Below are 18,706 nucleotides of genomic sequence, written 5' to 3' on the forward strand. Positions count from 1 at the left end.
GGCCCCGGTCGACGAGGGAAGGAGCCGGGTAAGAGCGGCCGAACCGCGACGCGCAGCGTCGCCGGCAACTCGCGAGGAACGAGCGACCTCCCTCGACGAGGGAAGGAGCCGGATAAGAGCGGCCTCACCGCGACGCGTTAGCGTCGCCAACAGTACGCACCTGGTCGCGGTAGGCGCGGGCGACGGCGCGCAACTCGGCCTCGGGGTCGAGACCGGCCGCGTGCCCCTGCCGTACCAGCTCGAAGAGCTTCGCTCCCAGGCCGTCGGCGGGCACCCCCTCGGGGAGGTCCGCCGGGGCTCCGGCGCGCTCGGCGCGGCGCAGGAGCTGCGCGGCGAGGGAGAGCGCGGGCTGGCCCATCGGGACGCCGTCGACCGCCGAGCCCGGATCGCCACCGCTCTTGGCCGCGCGCTCGGCCGCCTTGATGGTCTCCCAGTTGGCACTGACCTCGCCCGCGCCCTCCACCCGGGTGTCGGCGAAGACGTGCGGGTGGCGGCGGACGAGCTTGGCGACGATCCCGTCGGCCACGTCGTCGACGTCGAACCCGTCCGGCCGCTCGCGGGCGACCCGCGCGTGAAAGGCCACCTGGAGGAGCAGGTCGCCCAACTCCTCGCGCAGTGCCGCGTGGTCGCCCTCCTCGATGGTCTCCAGCACCTCGTAGGCCTCCTCGATGAGGTACGGGGCCAGGGACTCGTGGGTCTGCCGGGCGTCCCACGGGCATTCGACCCGCAGCCGGTCCATCACCGAGACCAGGTCGAGCAGCCGCGCGCCCGGCAGGTCGTACGAGCCAGGGACGACCTCGATCACCGGCGGGTCATCCAGCGCCACGGCGGCGTGGCCGATGGAGCGCATCAGCGCCTCGTCGGCCTCCAGCCACACGACCGTCGCCGCCACCGCCTCGCGGACCAGCGCGGCGGGGTCGCAGGCGACCACCTCGACGTCGACCCCGGCCTCCGCCAGGTACGGCAGGTGCGGATGGTCCGCGGCCCCGGTGCGGACCGGGCTCTGTCCGAGAACCTGCCAGGCGCGATGGCTGAGCAGCCCCGGGGCGACCCGGGGCGAGGTGGTGACGATGATCAGCGACATGTCCGGAGGCTACTGCTGCGGGGTCTCGGGCTGCTCGGCGGCAGGGGCGGCGGGGCCCCCGGCGGCACCGAACCGGCCGGCGTCGACGAAGACACTCGGCTGCTCCTGGCTCCGCTCCTCGTTGAGCTTGCCGTAGCGCGGGTTCCAGGTGATCGGCATGGCCTGCAGCTCCTTTCTCGCCTGCTCACTTCCGCGCTGGATGGCCGCCTCGTCGGTGCCGCCGCCGTACTTGACGGCGAGCTTGCTGATCAGCACCTGCGACCTCATGAACTCGCGCGCGTGCGAGGGGGCCACCGCCTGCTGGAGCATCTGCTGCTCGAACTTCTCCTGGCCGCCCTGGCCCGCGATCACCTGGTCGATCTCGCCGTCGGTGACCGTGATGCCCTTGCTCTCGGCGAGCTTCGCGTACTGCTTGGCGTTGACCAGCTGGAAGAGCACGAGCTGCGGGACGCTGTCCTGGAACTGCAGTTGCGAGGCGGAGACGCCCGCCTTGGACAGCGCCTCCTCGTACTCGCGGACGTTCTTGTTCAGCTCGCTGGAGCTGATGCGCTCTCCACCCACGACGGCGGCGGCGCCGATCTGGTTCGGAGAGCAGGCGGTCAGCGCGACACCGGCGGCGGCGACCGCCAGGATGACGCGCACTCGGGTCGACTTCACATGCGTTCCCTTCACGACAAACGTACTTACTCTACCCGCGCGGTTTCGAGGAACATCGCCTCGACGAGATCCCCGCACCACTTGAGCAGGTCCAGATCGCGCAGCGGCTGGCCCCCGAGGGGCCTGGTCTTGGGTACGGGCACCAGCAACGTACCGGCCGCCTGCTTCAGCAGTGCCTTCGGGTACAGCCTCTGGAGCCTGACCTGCTGGGAGTCCTTCAGCTCCACCGGCGCGAACTTGATGTTCTGGCCCTGCAGGGTGACATCGGTGAGCCCGGCACGGCGGGCGCGAATCCGGAAGCGGGCGACCTCGAGCAGGTTCTCCACCTGCTGGGGCGGCCGTCCGTACCGGTCGACGAGCTCGTCGCGCACCGCGCCGATGTCGGAGTCGGAACCGATCGCGGCGATCCGCTTGTACGCCTCCAGCCGCAGTCGCTCGGAGGTGACGTAGTCGTGCGGGATGTGGGCGTTGATCGGCAACTCGACCTTGACGTCGGGCCGCTCGTCCTCCTGGTAGGTGCCGGCCAGCTTGGCCTTCTGCTCCTGCACCGCCTCGGCCATCATCCGCACGTACAGGTCGAAGCCGACGCCCGCGATGAAACCCGACTGCTCGGCGCCCAGGATGTTGCCCGCGCCGCGGATCTCCAGGTCCTTCATCGCCACGTACATGCCCGCGCCCATCTCGGTGTGCTGGGAGATGGTGGCCAGGCGCTCGTGGGCGGTCTCGGTGAGCGGCTTCTCCGGCGGGTACAGGAAGTAGGCGTAGCCGCGCTCGCGGCCCCGGCCGACCCGGCCGCGCAGCTGGTGGAGCTGGGAGAGGCCGTAGTTGTCGGCCCGGTCGACGATCAGGGTGTTGGCGTTGGGCACGTCCAGGCCCGACTCGACGATCGTGGTGCAGACGAGCACGTCGAAGTCGCGCTCCCAGAAGCCCACCATGATCTTTTCCAGCTGGTGCTCCTGCATCTGGCCGTGCGCGACGGCGATCCTGGCCTCGGGCACGAGCTCGCGCAGCATGGCCGCGACCTTGTTGATGCTGGCCACCCGGTTGTGGACGAAGAAGACCTGGCCGTCGCGCATCAGCTCGCGCCGGACCGCGGCACCGATCTGCTTCTCGTCGTACGGGCCGACGAAGGTGAGGATCGGGTGCCGCTCCTCGGGCGGGGTGAGGATCGTGGACATCTCCCTGATGCCGGTGAGCCCCATCTCCAGCGTGCGGGGGATCGGGGTCGCGGACATGGCCAGCACGTCGACCTGGGTGCGCATGTGCTTCATGGCCTCCTTGTGCTCGACGCCGAACCGCTGCTCCTCGTCGATGATGATCAGGCCGAGCTGCTTGAACCTGACCTCGGACGAGAACAGCCGGTGCGTGCCGATCACCACGTCGACCGAGCCCTCGCGCAGACCCTCCAGGGTCGCGGAGACCTCACCGTCGCTCTGGAACCGCGACATCGGCCTGACGTTGAGCGGGAATCCGGAGAACCGCTCGGCGAAGGTCGACATGTGCTGCTGCACCAGTAGCGTGGTCGGCACCAGGACCGCCACCTGCTTGCCGTCCTGCACCGCCTTGAACGCCGCCCGCACCGCGATCTCGGTCTTGCCGTAGCCCACGTCGCCGCAGATCAGCCGGTCCATCGGGATCGGGCGCTCCATGTCGCGCTTGACCTCGTCGATGGCCTCAAGCTGGTCACCGGTCTCGGCGTAGGGGAAGGCGTCCTCCATCTCGCGCTGCCACGGGCTGTCGGGCGCGAAGGCGTGTCCAGGCGAGGCCATCCGGGCGGAGTACAGGCGGATCAGCTCTCCGGCGATCTCCTTGACCGCCTTCTTGGCCTTGGTCTTGGCCTTGGCCCAGTCGGCGCCGCCCATCCGGTTGAGCGTGGGCGCCTCGCCGCCGACGTAGCGGGTGACCTCGTCGAGCTGGTCGGTCGGCACGTAGAGCCGGTCGCCCTTGGCGTACTCGATCACCAGGTACTCACGGGTGGCGCCCTGTACGGTGCGCTGCACCATCTCGACGTAGCGGCCCACGCCGTGCTGCTCGTGCACGACGTTGTCGCCGACCTTGAGCTGGAGCGGATCGACCATGTTGCGGCGCCGGGACGGCAACCGCCGCATGTCCTTGGTCGACGCCTTCTGGCCGACCAGGTCGAGGTGGGTCAGCACGGCCAGTGACGGGGTGACGAACCCGTGCTCAATCAGGCCGGTGGTGACGTGGACGACCTTGGAGTCGGGGATCCGCTCAAGGCCCGGCTCCAGGCGCGCGGGCAGGTCGACACCCTTGAGCAGCTCGACCATGCGCTCGGCGGGGCCGTGGCCCTCGCTCAGCAGGACGACCACCCGCTCGGAGTCGAGCCAGCCCTTGATGTCCGACAGCGCCCGCTGGGTGTCGCCCCGGTAGGCCTCCGCCTCGCGCGCCCTCAGCACCAGCCCGCCGTCCGGCCCACCGCCCTGAGCACCGTCACTCTCGCCTTCGACACCGAACGGCGCGAGCGACCACCAGGGCTGGCCGAGCCGCCGCGCGTGGTCGCGGATCTCCTCCAGGGTGCGGAACGCCGCCCCGCCCAGGTCGATCGGCGCCTCGCCGCCGGACGCCGCGTTGATCCAGGACGCCTCCAGGAACTCCTGACTGGTCCGCACCAGCTCGTCCGCGCGCCCGCGAATGCGCTCCGGGTCGCACACGAAGATCGCCGCTCGTTCCCCCAGGTGGTCGACGAGCAGGTCCATCTCCCCGGCGAGCACCGGCGCGAACGCCTCCATGCCCTCCATCGGCATGCCCTCGGCCAGCTGCTCCAGGATCTCGGCCAGCGAGGGGTGCGTCTCGGCGAGTTCCCTCGCCCTCTCCCTGACCTCGGCGGTCAGCAGCAGCTCCCGGCAGGGGGCGGCGAAAAGCCCGTCCTCGGCCACCTCCAGCGAGCGCTGGTCGGCGACCTTGAACCAGCGGATCTCCTCGACGGTGTCGCCCCAGAACTCCAGTCGGAGCGGGTGCTCCTGGGTCGGCGGGAAGACGTCGAGCAGCCCGCCCCTGACGGCGACCTCCCCGCGCTTCTCCACCATGTCGACCCGGTGATAGCCGTTCTCCACCAGGCTGTGGACGACGCTGTCGAGGTCGGCGTCGTCCCCGGCGCGCAGCCGCACCGGTCGCAGGTCGCCCAGGCCGCGCACGATCGGCTGGAGCAGCGCCCTGATCGGCGCGACCACCACGTGCAGCGGGCCGGCCGAGAGGTCGCCCTCGACCGGGTGGGCCAGCCTGCGCAGCACCGCCAGGCGCTGGCCCACGGTGTCGCTGCGCGGCGACAGGCGCTCGTGCGGGAGCGTCTCCCAGGCGGGGAAGACCGCGACGGTGCTCTCGTCCAGGAGGCTGGTGAGGGCCGAGGCGAGATCCTCGGCCTCGCGGCCGGTCGCGGTCACCGCGAGGACGGTCCTGGCCGCCTTCTCCGCGCCCTCCCTGGCCAGCGCGGCCACCGCGAAGGGACGGAGCGCAGGCGGCGCGACCAGCGACACGTCGGACGAGTCGCCCCCGCGCACATCCCGAAGAAGGGAAGCCAGCTCAGGCTCCCCGGCGACAAGGTCCAGAAGTCCGGAAAGACTCATCAGATTCGCCCACAGCCCCACGACGGCAACACGACAGCCCCGAGCCGTACGGACACGGGGGGTACCTGGTCAAGGCTACCGAATTGCGGGCCGGTGCTCCGGCCTTCGGGCACGCGGTACCGCCCGCAGCCCGTGAGGCCGCGCCGGCGACTGACCTGAGGAGAAGGGACGCGCGCCGTCCTCCCGCACCAAGAATTTCCCTGGGGACGTGCCCCATGCCTCCCTTTGGGGGACTCCCCGTGAGGCCGCGCCGGCGACTGGACTGAGGAGAGCGGGGCCGTGAGGCCGCGCCGGCGACTGGACCGAGGAGATCGGGGTCGTGAGGAACGAGCGGCCCCGGTCGACGAGGGAAGGAGCCGGGTAAGAGCGGCCGAACCGCGACGCGCAGCGTCGCCGGCAACTCGCGAGGAACGAGCGGCCCCGGTCGACGAGGGAAGGAGCCGGGTAAGAGCGGCCTCACCGCGACGCGTCAGCGTCGCCATGTAACAGCGGTAAATGCGCGATGAATCGTGCTGGGTTGACTACTCTCGGTTATATGTCAGAGGTGAGGTCGGTCGTCGATCGAGACGACCTGTTGAGTCAGCGGGTCAGGGAGCAGTGGACCAGCCAGCTCGGTCGGCGTCTCGACGTCTTGATCGCCGGGTGCGGATGGCCGGAACCGCTCGATCTGGGGCAGGCGGAGGCCAGGGTCATCGGGATCGACGAGGACCTGCCCGCGTTGCGTACGAGCACGTCCGCCCGCAAGGACCTGGACTCGTGGGCGCTGGGCGACCTGCGCTCCGTGCCGGTGCCGCCGCGGGCGTTCGACGTCGTCTACGTGCCGTTCCTGCTTGAGCGGATCGAACACGCCGAGCTGGTGCTCGACCGGTTGCTCACCGGTCTGCGCCCCGGCGGGCTGCTGCTGGTCAGAATGCGCGACCGGGCCTCGGCGTACGGGGCCTGCGACCGGCTGGCGCCGTCGAGACTGCGGCGGATGCTGTGGCGCAGGTTCGTCCCCTCGGGAACGGTGGGCCCGCTGCCCGCCGTCTACGAGCAGATCGCCTCGCGCGAGGGGATGCACTCCTTCTGCCTGGTGCGCGGGCTGATGGTGACCGAGGACATCTCCGCCGGCAGCGGGCCCGCGCTCAACGGACCTCTCGGTAAGCTTGCCCGCGCCGCCTGCTCGGTGGTGGAGGTCCTCTCCAGGGGACGCCGGCCCGCGTCTCACGACGAGATAACCATGGTGATCCGCAAGCCCCAGAGCCATTTCGCCCGGCTGATCTGAGATCCGCCGGAGCGGTGGAGCCGGGGTCGCCGGACGGGGCGCCCATCCTGAGCAGGCGGGACCGGAAAGTCCGACGATCGGGATTGTGGAGCGGGAGCAGATGACGGCGCCTTTCGAGTGGACCCCCGACGCCCGCGAGCTGGCCGACCTCGAACTGCTGCTCTCCGGCGCCCTCAGCCCGCTGACGGGCTTTCTGAGCTCGGCCGACGCGCACTCCGTGGACGAGCACGGCACGCTCACCGACGGCACCCCGTGGCCCGCGCCGGTCACCCTCACGCTGCCCGACGACCACCCCGCCGCCCCCGGCGACCGGATCACCCTGCGCGACCCCGAGGGCGCGGCACTGGCCGTGCTGACCGTCACCGGGCGCGAGGACGGCTTCGTCGCCGGCCCCGTGGCGGCCCTGGACGCCCCCGAGCACGGGCCGTTCGCCCGGCTCCGCCACACCCCGGCGCGGGTCCGCGAGGAGGTGGGCGAGCAGGAGGCGGTCCTGGCCGTCACCATGCGCGGGCCGCTGGGCGACCTCGACGAGATCGTGGCGACCGCGCAGGAGCTGAAGGCGTCGATCCTGCTTCTCCCGCTGGCGTACGGCGAGGGTGGGCCCGCGGTGGTCCGTGCCGCGCTCAAGGCCCGCGACAGGCTGCCGGAGGGCACGCTCGTGGCGGTGGTGCCGCTGGCGCCCAGGGAGCCCGCCATCGATCTGGAACTGCGCGAGCGCGTGGCCGAGGCCTACGGCGCGACCGAGCACCTGGCGGGTCCGGACCCCGTGACGATCCCCGGGCCCCCGCACCGGCGGGGGCTGGTGATCTTCTTCACCGGCCTGTCGGGCTCCGGCAAGTCGACCGTCGCCCGGGGGCTGCGCGACGCGCTGCTTGAGCGTGGCAGCCGCACGGTGACCTACCTCGACGGCGACGTGGTGCGCCACCTGCTGTCGGCGGGGCTGACCTTCTCCAAGGAGGACCGCGACCTCAACATCCGCCGCATCGGCTTCGTCGCCGCCGAGGTCGCCAGGCACGGCGGCCTGGCGATCTGCGCGCCCATAGCGCCCTACGCCGCCACCCGCGAGGAGGTGCGCGCGATGGTCGAGGCCGTCGGCGCCGACTTCCTGCTGGTCCACGTCTCCACCCCGCTGGCGGAGTGCGAGCGCCGCGACCGCAAGGGGCTCTACGCCAAGGCCCGCGCGGGGCTCATTCCCGAGTTCACCGGCATCTCCGATCCGTACGAGGAGCCGGACGACGCCGATCTGGAGATCGACACCACGGGCATCAGCGTGGACCGGGCCGTGCACCAGGTGCTCGACCCGCTGATCCAGGGCGGCTGGATCCGCTGACGGATCCCGGCCCCGTGGCCCGCGCCGACGTCGGGATCAGTCCGCGGGGACGGCGGCGTCGAGGTGCGGGTCGCGGGCGAGTTCGGCGAAGCTCCGCCGGCCGCCGGGGGTGGTGTCGAAGCGGGTGTCGCCCCGGGGGGCGCGCGGCGAGTCGAAGTAGACCAGGGCTTTGATCCGCGGGTAGTCGCGGATCTCCTCGCGTACCGAGGCGAAGAACCACTCCTTGAATCCGGGCCGGTCGTGGCGCTCGAAGACGCCCCACTCGGCGAGCATGATGGGCTTTCCCGGGAAGCGCTCACTCATCCAGCGGTAGAACCCCGGCCACCGGGGGAAGTCGGGCCGGGTCTTGTTGACCAGCCCGTCGAAGCTGTGGACCCGGTGGTCGACGTAGGGGTCCATCCCCACCCAGTCGACCACGTCGTCACCGGGGTAGAGCCTCTCGAACCAGGGCTCCGACGCCCAGTTGGGCGCCCCCATGTAGGTCATCACGGTGACGGCGTTGGTCACGCCCCCGTGCCGCAGGCGCCGCACCACGTGCCGGAACATCGCCGCGTAGTCGGCCGCGGACATTCCCGCGCCGCGGGCCTCCCGGACGTCGTTCTCCGGCTCGTGGTGGACCGTGAGGAAGAACTTCTCCGGGAAGGTCCTCACGATGTGGGCGGCCAGCCGGTCGATCCGCTCGTCCAGCGCCCCGTGCGCGATCTGCTCCCAGGTGTGGTCCAGGGAGGGCTTCCAGTTGATCAGCAGGAGCCTGCGGCCGTCGGGATCGCGGGCGATGGCGCGCTCCGCGGGGGTCGGGAAGAGCTCGTCCCCCCGGTGGTAGACGTGCATGATGTCGGCCGGGCGGCCCATCCGCCGCTCGGCTCCGGCCAGCGCCCGCTCGGGACGCCTCCCGGTGAAGATCTCCGGCGCGACGCCCCACCAGGCGCCGCAGGAGGGGACGAGCCTTCCGGTGACCTCGCAGGCGGCCCGTGGACGCTCGCCCGTCGGGCCCGGTACCCGCGCGGGCGTCCGAGGCTCCCGGGATGCACCGGGACTCTCCGCTCCCGGCGAGGTGCCCGGCGTGTCCGGCGCCTGCCGGGCACCGGCGGCATCGGAGGTCTTCGAGGCGCTGGAGGTCTGGCCGCGCCCGCTCAGCCCCGCTATGCCCAGTCCGAGAGTGCCCAGTCCCAGTGCCAGGACGACAACCGAACCGGCAATTCTTACCATACGTGGAATTATGTCCATAGTGGCATTTGTCCGATGCACCGGTTCCTCACAGCCGTCGCGCGCACGCATTCTTCGACCATCACCGGGAAACACCTTCCCACCGCCTGGACGTGCCTCGTCCCCGACTTTACCGGTCCATGCCGGAGCCTCGGAGCGACCGGCGGGAAATGTCGGATAAATAGCCGTTATCTCACCGTGATTAGCAGGATCGACGCGAAGAAAATCTTGTGTATTGGTTCGGGGGAATGGGCGGCCGACCTATAGTTCCTAGGGTTCCCAGCGTCTGTTCGCCGGAGAGGCACCCGCGAAACATGAGCCCGTCACCGGACGCCCCCGGCCGCCGCGCAGGCGGAGACCTGGCGGACTACGCGTCGCTCCTCCGCCGCCGATGGCTGATCATCTGTTCCCTGCTCCTCACCGGAGCCGGTGGCGGCGCCGCCCTGCTACGGCTCACCCCGCCCTCCTACACCGCCTCCGCTCAGGTCCTGGTGACCGCCACCGGTTCGCCGGAACAGACCAACCAGGTCACCAACCGCCAGCGCGAACCGCTCAACCTCGACACCGAGGCCCAGGTCGCCCGGTCCGCGGTGGTCGCGGCGAAGGCCCGCGAGCTGTCCGGCGCTCCCGGCTGTCCCGCCGTGGTCTCCGTGCCGCCCAACACCTCGGTCCTGGAGATCTCCTGCACCGCCGCCGACCCGAAGGCGGCCGCCTCGGGCGCGAGCGCCTACGCCCTCGCCTACCTGGCCCAGCGCCGGGAGTCGTCCACCCAGATGCTCACGGCCCAGCTCAAGGCCGTGCTGGTCAAGCTGAGGCAGGTCAACGCGGGCCTCGCCAAGGTCGCCACCACGCTTCCCCTGCTGAGCAGGGGCACCACGGAGCGAGCCCTCGCCCTCCGGCGGCAGGACATCCTCGGCCGCCAGGCCCAAACCCTCACCGCCAGGTACGACGCCCTCAAGACCATCGCCGTCACTCCCGGGTCGGTGATCAGCAAGGCGGTGGCACCCACCGCCCCCAGTGCTCCCCGCCCGCCCCTCTACCTGGGCAGCGGCCTCATGGCGGGACTGCTCTGCGGGGTCGGGGTCGCCTGGCTCCGTGACCGCCTCGACACCGCCCTGCGGACCACCGCCGACGTCAGGCGCCTGACCGGTCTGGACGCCCTCGGCGGCGAGGAGATCCGCTGCCTGGCGGGCGCGGTGCTCGTGGTCGCCGTGCCGGGCACCTCCTCGCGCGAGGTGCGGGATGCCGTACGGACCCTGAACGACCGCGGAGTCCGCGTGATCGGCGCCTTCGTCGGCGGCGGTGACGCCGCCCCACCCGATCTCCCGTCCGGCCCCGCGCGGACCCCGCACATCTCGTCCGCGGCACAGCCCGGCGCGGCGCGCCCCAGGAGAACCGAACGGCCCCTCGCGGGCCTGGCGGGCGGTGACCGGGCCGCACCGGACTCCCTGGACGCCGGGGTCGTGCCCGGGATGTACGGGAACGTTCCATCCGGACGGCAGGCCACGGCCGGGCGGAGGGGACATCGGTTGTGAGGAGGCTGCGTCCGGCCGCCTGGCCGATCGCCGCGCTCCTGGTGGGATATCCACTCTGGTGGGCGCTCGGTTTCGGCGGCCTGTCGGTGGTCGTGGTGGCCCCGGCGATGGCCCTGATCCTGCTGCGGAGGCGGCCGATCAGGGCACCGCGCGGGTTCGGGCTCTGGCTGCTGCTCCTGGCGGGCTACCTGATCAGCGCGCTGATGCTCGGCGAGATGCCACCGGGCACCTACGGCGAGTTCGGCGCCGGGCGGCTCGTCGGCTACCTGATGCGCCTCTGCCTCTACCTGTCGCTGACGATCATGGTGCTCTACCTCGGCAACCTGACGGAGGAGGAGCTGCCCCAGCTCACCCTGGTGCGCATGCTCGGCGCGCTGTTCGTCACGACCGTGGCGGGCGGCCTGCTGGGCGTGTTCGCCCCGCGCGCCGAGTTCACCTCACCGGTCGAGCTGATCCTCCCCGGCTGGATCAGCGGCAACCCCTTCGTCCACAACCTGATCCATCCCACCGCCGCCCAGGTGCAGAAGGTCCTCGGCCACGCCTCCCCCCGCCCGGAGGCGCCTTTCGAGTGGGCCAACGCCTGGGGCGGCAACATCTCGGTGCTGCTCGTCTGGTTCGTGATCGGCTGGTGGGTGTACGGCGGCCCGCGCAGGCGCCTGGCCATGATCCCGCTGACCGCGCTGGCCGCGATCCCCGTCGTCTACTCGCTCAACCGCGGCCTGTGGATCGGGCTCGGCGTCGCCGCCGCGTACGTCCTGGTGCGCCTGGGCACGCGGGCTCGCATCGCGGCCTGCTCGGCTCTGGCCGCGGGGGCGCTGGTGTTCGCCCTCAGCCCGCTACAGGCGATGGTGGCCCAGCGGCTGGACAGCCCGCACAGCAACGACATCCGCGCCTTCACCGTGTCGGCGACCGTCGCCGCCGCGGGCACCTCACCGCTCATCGGCTACGGCAACACCAGAAACGCCATGGGCAACCACCGGACGATCACCACCGGCAGGAGCGGCTGGTGTCCCACCTGCGGCCACCCGCCGCTGGGGAGCGACGGCCAGCTCTGGTACCTGATGATCACGCAGGGCTTCACCGGGGCCGTGCTCTACGTGGCGTTCTTCGCCGGGGCCGTCCGCCGCCACTGGCGCGACCGGAGCCCGATCGGCATGGCGGGGGTTCTCGTGATGATCCTCACCCTGCTCTACATGTTCGTCTACGACGGGCTGTTCACACCGCTCAGCCTGTATCTGATCTCCTTCGCGCTGCTCTGGAGGAACTCGATGGAGAGCACCGCCGCATGAACGACGCGCGCGCCCGTCTGCGCTACCTCGACGAGACCATCGACCTGCTGTTCCCCGGTCCCGGCGCCCCGAGACCCTACAGCCTGCTCCCCCACCGGCTGCTCCCCCGCAGGCTGGTCCCCCGCGCCTGGTGGCACCCCGGCGGAAAGCTCATCGTGCCGTCTGGGCAGGACGGCATCGAGAACCACCTGAGCGAGGTGTTCGACGCCCCCGTCCGCGTCACGCTGCGCGTGCGCCCCGCCCTGCGCGCCAACCGCAAGCCGATCCTGGAGGCACGCGGCCCCGACGGGCCGATCGCCTTCGTGAAGGTCGGCGACACCGACCTGACCAGGGAGCTCGTCGGACACGAGGCGCGGACGCTCGACCTGCTGGCCGGCGTGCCGCTGAAGACGGTCGTCCCGCCCGCCGTGCTGCACCACGGATCCTGGCGCGGCCTGTCCGTGCTGGCGCTGACCCCGCTCCCGGTACGGCGGGGACGGATCCCCCGCGGCGTCCTCACCGACGCGATCGCCGAGATCGCCCGCATCCCCGCGGGGCCGGTCCCGGACCGCGTGCCCCCCGGAAACCTCCCGGACCCGGCAGATCGTGCCTTCGGAGTCTCCACTCAGGCTGCCGGGACAGGGCCGATCTCCGGGCCGATCTCCGGGCGGGGGTTCGCCTGGCACGGTGACCTGACGCCCTGGAACATCTCGCGGGGCCCCGACGGGCGGCTGCTGGTCTGGGACTGGGAGCGGTTCGGCACCGGAGTACCGCTCGGCTTCGACGCCGTCCACCACTTCTTCCAGCGGGCCCTGCGCCGCGACGATCCGGCCACCGCCGCCAGAGCCTGTGTGGCGCGGGCCCTGCGGGTCCTGGCCCCGTTCGGGCTGTCGGCTTCCGAATCCCGGCTGACCGCCATCCGCTACCTGATCGCGCTCGCCGACCGGCACACGGCCGACGGCCACGCGCCCCTCGGACCACCGGAACTCTGGCTCAACCCCGTCGTCGACTCCCAGGAGACCTTGCTGTAAACGACCCCCTCCTAAAGGAGAGGGCTTGAGGCGCAGCGATGCGCTTTGAAGCCCCGCGTTGACCAGCCCTGGCCATCAGCTCAAGGAGGTGCGTTTTGATGGCTACGTTGAACACGAGATCGCAGACCCACCGGCAGGTGCTTCCTCAGCCTGCCGCTCTGGAATCCGTGGGAGCAGACACGCCCGAGGGTGGGCACGAAACGGCTCACGGACACCGCCGCCAGGCGGTACCTGGTGTTCACCATGGGCGAGGGGAGACCGGTCCGGCCGCACCGCCGCACCGGCGTCACCCCGAGGGCGCTTCGGCGTCCGAGGGAGCGGACCGTGAGGTTCACCCCGTCGTGTTCGTCCTCGACAGGCACGGCCACCCGCTCGACCCCTGCCACCCCACCCGCGCCCGCCGCCTGCTGGCGGCCGGGCGAGCGGTGGTTCACCGCCACACCCCGTTCGTCATCCGCCTCAAGGACCGGTCGGCTGCCGACTCCACCGTGGCAGGCGTGCAGGTCGGTATCGACCCCGGCTCCAAGCACACCGGCCTGGCCGTGTTCACCGGCCACGACGGGAGCCGGACCGGACGGTATGCGATCCGGCTCGACCATCGGGGCGCGCTGATCCGCGACAGGCTCGCCTCGCGGGCCGCGTACCGGCGAGGGAGGCGCTCGCGGAACCTGCGTCACCGCTCCCCCCGGTTCCTCAACCGGATCAGACCCCAGGGGTGGCTCGCGCCGTCGCTGCGCCACCGCGTCGAGACCACCATGTCATGGGTGGCGCGGCTGACCCGGTGGGCGCCCGTGGCCGCCGTCCACGTGGAGAAGGTCTCCTTCGACACCCACCTCCTCTCGGCGGGCAAGCCGTTGGAAGGCGTTGAGTATCAACAGGGCACCCTCGCCGGGTACGAGGTCCGCGAATACCTGCTCGCCAAATGGGGGCGCACCTGCGCCTACTGCGACGCGAGCGGCCTACCGCTCAACCTCGACCACATCCACCCGCGTTCCCGGGGCGGCTCCGACCGGATCAGCAACCTCACCCTGGCCTGCGTCCGGTGCAACCAGGCCAAGAACGCCACCCCGATCGAGGAATTCCTCAACGGCAGGCCCACCCTCCTGGCGAAGATCCTCAAGCAGGCGAAGGCTCCACTGCGCGACGCCGCCGCCGTCAACGCCACCCGGTGGGCACTGTGGCGGGCACTGGAAGCCACCGGCCTGCCCGTTCACACCGCCTCCGGCGGCCGCACGAAGTGGAACCGCTCTCGCACCGGCGCGCCGAAGTCCCACACGTTGGACGCGGTGCACGTCGGCGAACTGGAGAGCGTGACCGCCTGGCCGTCCACGATCCTGGTGGTCACGGCGACCGGGCGCGGCACCTACGCCCGCACCATCCCCGACCGATACGGGTTCCCCCGTCTTGCCCGGCCACGGACCAAACGGCACCACGGCTTCCAAACCGGCGACCTGGTCCGGGCGAACGTCCCGGCAGGCAAGAAGGCCGGAATTCACCTCGGGCGAGTCCTGGTCCGCTCCTCCGGCTCGTTCGACATCACCACCCGGCACGGTCGCATCGCCGGGATCAACCACCGCCATGTCCGCTACCTTCAGCGCGCGGACGGCTACGGCTACACGACCCAGAAAGAAGCCGATCGAAATGACTGACCGATCAGGGCACGCCCGGGCCTTGACGGCCCTCCCACTCCCGATCCCTCCCCGGCCTGAAGGCCGGAGCATCCTCGGGAGGTTGCGGTGAAACCCGTGCTGAGCCGTTCGCTCCATGTGGCCACGTGGGGCGCCCGGATCGACCACGCCGACCACGCCGACCACCAGGGGACCCTCCCATGAGACCCGCGCTGAAGCACTCGCTCCACGCGGCCACGTGGGGCATGGGACGCCTCACCTCGGGGAGCCGGGTGCTGCCCTCCTTCCTCATCGTCGGGGCGCAGCGCTGCGGTACCACCTCCCTGTACCGCACCCTGTCCCAGCACCCGCTCGTCCTCAAACCGGTGCTGCGCAAGGGCGTGCACTACTTCGACATGGCGTACGACCGGGGCCTGTCCTGGTACCGGGCGCACTTTCCGCTGCGGATGTCGGCCTCCGTGCCGGCACGCAGGTACGGTTGCCGGCCCCAGGCCTTCGAGTCGTCGCCCTACTACCTGTTCCATCCCCTGGCCGGCCCCCGTATCGCCCGCGACCTGCCGGGTACCAGGCTGATCGTGCTGGTCCGCGACCCCGTCGAGCGGGCCTTCTCCGCGCACGCCCACGAACTGGCCAGGGGGTTCGAGACGGAGCCGTCCTTCGCCAGGGCCGTGGAGCTGGAGGAGGACCGGCTGGCCGGAGCGGCGCAGGCCCTGCGCGACTCGCCGCACTCGACGAACCTGGCCCACCGCCACCACGCCTACCTGGCCAGGGGCCGCTACGCCGAGCAGCTCGCCCGGCTGGAGCCGCTGGTCGGCAGGGATCGCCTGCTCGTCATCGACAGCGGCCGACTCTTCGCCGAACCGGAGCTCGTCTACGACCGCGTGCTGGCCTTCCTCGGACTGCCGCACCTCGGCGATCCGGTGTTCGAACGGCACAACGCCCGGACCAGACCCGCTCCGATGCCCCGCAGGCTCCGCCGTGAGCTGGCCGGCCGCTTCGAGGAGCAGGACACCCTGCTGACCTCGTGGCTGGGCGGGGAGCCGTCGTGGCGCCACTGAGCCCCACCCGTCTGGCGGGTCTGACCGGGGCCGCGCGGAGCGGGGTGGCGGGGCTGCTGGGCGCGGGCGCCGGGGCCGCCGCCCAGTTCCTGATCGTCGTACTGGTCACCAGGGGGGTGGGCCAGGAGACGGCGGGTGCCTTCTTCTCGGTGACCGCCCTGTGCCTGGCGGTCGCCACGGTCCTGCGACTGGACGCGGGGAACGGGCTCGTCTACTTCATCGCCAGGTCTCGTCCTTTCGACTACCGCTGCACCTCCGGCTACGTCCGCGCGGCGCTCGTCCCGGTCGCGTCACTCTCGCTGGCGGCCGCCTGTGCGGTCATCCTCAGCACCTCCGACCCCGCGCTCCGGGTGCTGGCGATGGCCCTGCCCGCGGTGACGTGCTCGGGCGTCGTGGTGAGCGCGACCCGGGGGTTCGGCTCGATGCGGCCGACCGTGCTGCTGGACGGCGTGCTCCAGCCGCTGGCCCAGCTCGCCCTGGTCGGGACCGTGGTACTCGCGGGCCGTGATTCGGTGCCGCTGCTCGCCGCGGCCTGGGCACTGCCGTACCTGCCGGTGCTGCTGCTGGCCTCGGCCTGGTTGCACCGGCGGCTGCCTCGGACGCCCTACCTGCCGGGCACCGCGCACGACCTGTGGCGCCACACCTGGCCCCGATCGCTGGCGGCCGGGATCCAGGCGGTGTTCCAGCGGCTGGACATCGTGATCGTGGCGTTGCTGGCCGGGCCGGCCGAGGCCGCCGTCTACACCGCCGCCACCCGTTTCAAGATCGTGGGGCAGCTGGCCGGCCAGGGCCTGGCGCAGGCCACCCAACCGAGGCTGGTGCGGGCCCTGGCCGAAGGCGACCTGCCACGTGCCCGGGAGCTGTACCAGTCGGCCACCGTCTGGCTGGCCCTGCTGACCTGGCCGGTCTGGCTCGGGTACGCGGCGCTCGCTCCGTGGCTGCTCGGAGCCGTCTTCGGGGACGGCTACGCCTCCGGTGCACCGGTGGCGATCGTGCTGGCCGCGACGATGGCGCTCGCCACCGCGTGCGGGATGGCCGACGTGGTGCTGACCGCCGCCGGGCACACCGGCGCCAGCCTGGCCAACCTGGCCGCCGCCGTCGCCACGACCGTGCTGCTCGACCTGCTGCTGATCCCCTCCCTGGGCTCGCTCGGCGCCGCCCTCGGCTGGGCGGGGGGCACGGTGGTCAAGAACCTGCTGCCGCTCTGGCACATCCACCGCCGGTACGGCCTGCGGCCCTTCGGCGCGCACAGCCTGGCCGCCCTGAGCCCGTGGCGGGCATCCTGATGAGCACCGCGCCCCCCGTACTGGTCACCGGACTGCCCAGGACCGGGACGAGCTGGACGGGCAGGATGCTCGCGGCGAGCGGGGAACTGGTCTACGTCAACGAACCGCTCAACCCCGAGCACCCGCCTGGCGGCTCCCCGGGCGTCCTCGACTCCGTGGTCGGCCACCGCTTCCAGTACATCTGCACCGGCAACGAGCGGCTCTGGCTGCCCGCCTTCACCCGCACCGTCGCGCTGCGCTACGGGTTCCGGGCCGAACTGCGCCGCAACCGCTCGCCGTACGACCTGGCGCGGATGGTCCGGTACGGCACCGCGTTCACGCTGGGGCGGCTGGGCGGCCGCCGGGCGCTGCTTGACGACCCGTTCGCGCTGTTCTCCGCCGGATGGTTCGCCGACCGGCTCGGGTGCCGGGTGGTCATCCTGCTCCGCGACCCGGTGGCTTTCGTCGGTAGCTGGCAGCGGCTCGGCTGGACCGTCTACTTCCACGAGCTACTCGAACAGCCACTGCTGATGCGCGACCAGCCCCACCTGGAGGCGCTGCGCCCGCTGGTCGGATCCCAGGACCGCATCGCCAAGGCGGTGGCCCTGTGGCGGGCGGCCGGGATCACCGCCGCCGACCTGGCCGAGCGGCATCCTCAGATAACCCTGGCCCGCTACGAGGACCTGGCCCGCGACCCACTGACGGAGTTTCGCCGCCTGTACGGGTGGGCGGGCCTGACGTGGTCGGCCCGCGCCGAGGAGCGCGTCCGCCGCGCGTGCACCGCCGCGTCCGGCGCGAGCAGCGGCGGCTTCGCCTGGAGCGGCCTGTCCCGCACGGCCTACCGGCCGATGGACTCGCGCCGCGCCCTCGCCGAGGCCGACGCCAGGCTGAGCCCGCAGGAGGCCCTCCGGGTCAGGGAGCTGGCCTCCTGACGGACGACGGTCCCTCAGGAGAAGAGCCCGCGCAGCAGGGAGACCACGAGAAGCCCGAGGGCGTACGGTAGATCGTCGACCAGATAGCGGCGGGCCAGCCTGCCAGGCTCCCGGGTCAGCCGGAAGAGCCACTCCAGGCCACCTCTGCGCATCCACGCCGGAGCCCGCCGGACGGTGCCCGCGGCGAAGGCGATCGCCGAGCCACAGCCGACGAACCAGGTGCCCGGCAGGTCCCGGCGGAGCGAGGCGATGAGCCGTTCCTGCTTGGGGAAGCCGAGCCCGACGAAGACCAGCCGGGGTGCCGCGGCGATCACGGCGTCGCGTACCCGGGCATAGCTCTCCGGATCGTCCTCGAACCCGTACGGCGGGGCGTCGACTCCGGCGATCATCAGTTTCGGATGACGGCCCACCAGCTCGCAGGCCGCCTGCACGGCCGCGCCCGCGGGGCCGCCCAGCAGGTACACGGGATGGCGGTAGAAGGCGGCGGCCTCCGACAGGGACCAGATCAGGTCGGCGCCGGCGACCCGGCCGGGCAGGGGGGTGCCGAGCAGTCTCGCCGCCCACACCAACGGCATGCCGTCCGCCACCGCGAGGTCGGCGCCTTCGACGAACCCGCGGGCCCGCTCGTCGCGGGCGACGATCCGGCTGATGTCGATGTTCGGGGTGACGAGGTGGCCGCCCTCACCGCGTTTCAGCGCGGCGACCACGTGGTCGACCACCTCGCCCTCGGTCATCGGGTCGATCGCGACGCCCGCCACCCGCACGCGCCTGCGCAGGCGTCTGCGGGTGGCCTTGTCCGGCCGGGGCCGCCGGCGGGGGGCGCTGCGGCCTCGCCACGGCTACGCCGTAGTCCTTCACCATGGC

The 18,706-nt window shown here is 71.8% G+C and carries 14 protein-coding genes; 9 read left to right on the forward strand and 5 right to left on the reverse strand.

Translation table 11 applies throughout. The features are described 5' to 3' along the window. Positions 1 to 124: 124 nt before the first annotated feature. From ABZU75_RS38840 to mfd, 3 genes are read right to left on the reverse strand one after another with little or no spacing between them, the layout of a single operon-like run. A complete protein-coding gene (locus tag ABZU75_RS38840; RefSeq protein WP_355565903.1) occupies positions 125 to 1,084 on the reverse strand; it encodes a MazG family protein in 960 nt (319 codons plus the stop codon). Positions 1,085 to 1,093: 9 nt separating this feature from the next. Beyond that, on the reverse strand, positions 1,094 to 1,741 hold the full coding sequence (locus ABZU75_RS38845; RefSeq protein ID WP_355565906.1) for a SurA N-terminal domain-containing protein: 648 nt from the start codon (positions 1,739 to 1,741) through the stop codon (positions 1,094 to 1,096). Between the two features lie 26 nt (positions 1,742 to 1,767). Next, positions 1,768 to 5,325: a transcription-repair coupling factor gene (gene mfd, locus ABZU75_RS38850; protein ID WP_355565909.1), complete on the reverse strand. Its 3,558-nt coding sequence runs from the start codon at positions 5,323 to 5,325 to the stop codon at positions 1,768 to 1,770. 535 nt (positions 5,326 to 5,860) lie between these two features. Between mfd and ABZU75_RS38855 the strand changes: the two genes are divergently transcribed. Then, positions 5,861 to 6,589, forward strand: a complete 729-nt coding sequence (locus ABZU75_RS38855; protein ID WP_355565912.1) for a class I SAM-dependent methyltransferase — start codon at positions 5,861 to 5,863, stop codon at positions 6,587 to 6,589. A 100-nt stretch (positions 6,590 to 6,689) separates the two neighbouring features. Beyond that, on the forward strand, positions 6,690 to 7,919 hold the full coding sequence (gene cysC, locus ABZU75_RS38860; protein ID WP_350926795.1) for an adenylyl-sulfate kinase: 1,230 nt from the start codon (positions 6,690 to 6,692) through the stop codon (positions 7,917 to 7,919). A 36-nt stretch (positions 7,920 to 7,955) separates the two neighbouring features. On the opposite strand, the gene ABZU75_RS38865 is transcribed toward cysC, so the two are convergent. Further along, positions 7,956 to 9,128 (reverse strand): hypothetical protein, encoded by a 1,173-nt coding sequence (locus ABZU75_RS38865; RefSeq protein WP_355565915.1) that lies wholly within the window; start codon positions 9,126 to 9,128, stop codon positions 7,956 to 7,958. A gap of 311 nt (positions 9,129 to 9,439) precedes the next feature. Here ABZU75_RS38865 and ABZU75_RS38870 point away from each other — a divergent pair, with 311 nt between their 5' ends. From ABZU75_RS38870 to ABZU75_RS38900, 7 genes are all read left to right on the forward strand, one after another. After that, on the forward strand, positions 9,440 to 10,660 hold the full coding sequence (locus ABZU75_RS38870) for a Wzz/FepE/Etk N-terminal domain-containing protein (protein WP_355565918.1): 1,221 nt from the start codon (positions 9,440 to 9,442) through the stop codon (positions 10,658 to 10,660). Then, positions 10,657 to 11,949 carry a hypothetical protein gene (locus tag ABZU75_RS38875; protein WP_350962708.1) on the forward strand — a complete coding sequence of 431 codons (1,293 nt, stop codon included), beginning with the start codon at positions 10,657 to 10,659 and terminating at the stop codon, positions 11,947 to 11,949. Before ABZU75_RS38870 ends, ABZU75_RS38875 begins: the two co-directional genes overlap by 4 nt. Continuing rightward, positions 11,946 to 12,959: a hypothetical protein gene (locus ABZU75_RS38880; RefSeq protein WP_355565922.1), complete on the forward strand. Its 1,014-nt coding sequence runs from the start codon at positions 11,946 to 11,948 to the stop codon at positions 12,957 to 12,959. Before ABZU75_RS38875 ends, ABZU75_RS38880 begins: the two co-directional genes overlap by 4 nt. A gap of 341 nt (positions 12,960 to 13,300) precedes the next feature. Then, positions 13,301 to 14,608: an RNA-guided endonuclease IscB gene (gene iscB / locus ABZU75_RS38885; protein ID WP_355565925.1), complete on the forward strand. Its 1,308-nt coding sequence runs from the start codon at positions 13,301 to 13,303 to the stop codon at positions 14,606 to 14,608. Positions 14,609 to 14,787: 179 nt separating this feature from the next. Next, on the forward strand, positions 14,788 to 15,645 hold the full coding sequence (locus tag ABZU75_RS38890; RefSeq protein WP_355565927.1) for a sulfotransferase: 858 nt from the start codon (positions 14,788 to 14,790) through the stop codon (positions 15,643 to 15,645). Continuing rightward, positions 15,633 to 16,931 carry a lipopolysaccharide biosynthesis protein gene (locus tag ABZU75_RS38895; protein ID WP_355565930.1) on the forward strand — a complete coding sequence of 433 codons (1,299 nt, stop codon included), beginning with the start codon at positions 15,633 to 15,635 and terminating at the stop codon, positions 16,929 to 16,931. The genes ABZU75_RS38890 and ABZU75_RS38895 overlap by 13 nt, the downstream gene beginning before the upstream one ends. Then, the gene (locus ABZU75_RS38900) at positions 16,931 to 17,842 is read left to right on the forward strand and encodes a sulfotransferase (RefSeq protein ID WP_355565933.1); all 912 of its coding nucleotides are present in this window, start codon (positions 16,931 to 16,933) and stop codon (positions 17,840 to 17,842) included. The genes ABZU75_RS38895 and ABZU75_RS38900 overlap by 1 nt, the downstream gene beginning before the upstream one ends. A 14-nt stretch (positions 17,843 to 17,856) precedes the next feature. Here the strand turns inward: ABZU75_RS38900 and ABZU75_RS38905 are convergent, their stop codons facing one another. After that, positions 17,857 to 18,600, reverse strand: coding sequence for a WecB/TagA/CpsF family glycosyltransferase (locus ABZU75_RS38905; RefSeq protein WP_355565936.1), 744 nt, complete (start codon positions 18,598 to 18,600; stop codon positions 17,857 to 17,859). Positions 18,601 to 18,706 lie beyond the last annotated feature (106 nt).

The organism is Streptosporangium sp. NPDC005286 (genome assembly GCF_040607515.1).
Classification (GTDB): domain Bacteria; phylum Actinomycetota; class Actinomycetes; order Streptosporangiales; family Streptosporangiaceae; genus Streptosporangium.